Origin of the sequence: uncultured Veillonella sp., assembly GCF_938010505.1 — a bacterium.
GTDB lineage: Bacteria > Bacillota > Negativicutes > Veillonellales > Veillonellaceae > Veillonella.
Genome location: NZ_CALLVP010000011.1, coordinates 1 through 2,042 on the forward strand (window position 1 = coordinate 1; position 2,042 = coordinate 2,042).

Annotated in this window: 3 protein-coding genes and 1 pseudogene; 3 read left to right on the top strand and 1 reads right to left on the bottom strand. The window is 35.8% G+C overall.

Features of this window, described 5'->3' with window-relative positions; genetic code table 11:
- The coding region (locus tag Q0507_RS00560; protein WP_298710839.1) for a nitroreductase family protein at positions 1-368 on the bottom strand (368 nt) is incomplete at its 3' end.
- Between the two features lie 375 nt (positions 369-743).
- Between Q0507_RS00560 and Q0507_RS00565 the strand changes: the two genes are divergently transcribed.
- From Q0507_RS00565 to Q0507_RS09735, 3 genes and pseudogenes are all read left to right on the top strand, one after another.
- The gene (locus tag Q0507_RS00565) at positions 744-1,262 is read left to right on the top strand and encodes a MarR family winged helix-turn-helix transcriptional regulator (RefSeq protein WP_298710842.1); all 519 of its coding nucleotides are present in this window, start codon (positions 744-746) and stop codon (positions 1,260-1,262) included.
- Positions 1,263-1,416: 154 nt separating this feature from the next.
- Positions 1,417-1,815: a hypothetical protein gene (locus tag Q0507_RS00570; protein ID WP_058948300.1), complete on the top strand. Its 399-nt coding sequence runs from the start codon at positions 1,417-1,419 to the stop codon at positions 1,813-1,815.
- Positions 1,816-1,905: 90 nt separating this feature from the next.
- Positions 1,906-2,042 (top strand): annotated as a pseudogene (locus tag Q0507_RS09735) (carboxymuconolactone decarboxylase); the annotation flags it as partial.

Genomic DNA, 2,042 nt, shown 5'->3' on the forward strand with positions numbered 1-2,042 from the left:
TTTTGCATAGCACAAGATACATCAGCAAAATTATTAGCATAGTTTGCTTTACTAGCTAATACGATAAGCACAGGTGCATTATAGTTGAATACAAATTTGCCTTCGGCGGACATCTTAATGATATTCACCATGTAAGGTAAAGTATTTTCTGTAATCGGCATTTTGCCGTATTCTTCTTGAACAAAAGTTACTAATTCGTTGAGCACATCTTGGTTTGTGATAACCATGAAATGTGTTAATTGTGTGTTGCCACCAGATGGAGCACGGCGACCTGCGTCGAGCACTTGATCGATGAGCTTTCTAGATAATTGATCAGCTTTAAATTTACGCGTACTATGACGAGTTCTAATACATTCTAAGGTATTCATGTGGTCCTCCTATGACAAATGGGATTTGATATAGAGTTTCTTATATTATACTACAAGGAAAAACCTAGAAAAGGACATATTTTTACTAAGTTATTTATTAGGAGAGGGTCCTGTAACCAAAGAAGATTTCCTTGAAAGCAGAAACTATAACCTTCTAATATCAAATAAATTTATAAATAAAGTTACAATTTTATGGCATAATTTTGTCCCATTAATTCTATAGAACTGCGCAATTCTTAACGAATAAGAAAATAAATATTAATTAATTGACAAATTTAAAAATATCTGTTTAAAGTGCGCTTTTTGCGTTGACTGTTTACCGTAAAATTGTGTACAATTAATTAGTAGATAATTGTGTGCATATGGAGGTAGAATATGGCAGAAATCGGTGTACTCGCAGGTTACGAGCATAAAGAAGAAGTTCCTGATTCAGAATATTTAAGATTGGAAAACCAATTGAGCTTCCCACTTTATGTAGTGGCGAAGGAAATTGTTAATGCATATCGTAGTCACTTAGATCCTTTAAATTTGACATATACTCAATATATCGTAATGATGGCATTGTGGGAATATGGTGATTTATCCGTTAAGGAATTGGGCCAAATATTGCGCCTTGATTCCGGTACATTAACACCACTTTTAAAGAAATTAGAAGCAAAAGCATTTTTGAAACGCAAACGCAGTCGTCAAGATGAACGCGTAGTGATGGTAACGCTTACTGATACGGGTAAAGAATTACGCGATGTAGCAGTTCATATACCACGTCGCTTGGCTGAAGCGGCAGGTCCAATTTTTGATGTAGAAGAAACACGTCAATTACGTGCATTGCTTAATAGACTGTTAGAAGCAATCGATAACGCCAATGCTAAAACAGCAGAGAATTTTAAGGGCTAATTTGACATAACCTCATATGCATAAAGTCTGTAACCGAGGAAATCTAAAAATTTTATTAAAAATGTGATATACTATACACATAGCGTATTGTATTAAGGTCATGTGAGAGTATGACTAATTTGTGATTTGCCCTCGTGGCACAAAGGAGAACATTATGAATAAAAATTTATTAGGTGCATTTGTATTAGCAGGTACATTATTAGTTGGCGGTGTTGCAAACGCAGCAAACTGGAATGGTTTAGCTAACTATCCAGAGGTTCCAAACAGTGCAAATGGTACAGAAACGTATTTCTTCGATAAAGCATCTGAGTTTAAAGGTATAGACAGCAGCCGTAACCATGTATTCGGTGTTAATGTAATTAACATGCATAATAACGAATATGGGGAAGCTACATTGTTCAAATATCTTGTTCATCCAAGCTTACATACTGTATATCGTTATGCTCCAGATGGTCAAGTTTACCAAATTCAACCTGGAACAAATGAGTTCAATATGTTCATGGCTGCTTGGAAAGAAGTATACGGCACAACTTTCGAATTCCCAGCCTTATAATTTAGTGGCGCTTGCCGTAATAATTACATAACTATTGCTGGTGAAAGCTCCTTTTGGGCTTTCACCAGTGTTGTTTATGGAGGTTTTTTTATGTCTAAATCTGAATTTGCCCAAGCCTATACGGAGCGTATGTTCCCTGATATTGCAGCCCCAGCGGGTTATATTGATCCAGAGTTTGAAGTATTGTTTGATAATTTTGCCTTTGATGAAGTCATCACCGAAGAAGG

What these genes read in the sequence shown, in the direction of transcription:
- Q0507_RS00570 (WP_058948300.1), top strand. Translation starts at nt 1,417, where the DNA reads ATGAATAAAAATTTATTAGGTGCATTTGTATTAGCAGGTACATTATTA.
- Q0507_RS00565 (WP_298710842.1), top strand. Translation starts at nt 744, where the DNA reads ATGGCAGAAATCGGTGTACTCGCAGGTTACGAGCATAAAGAAGAAGTT.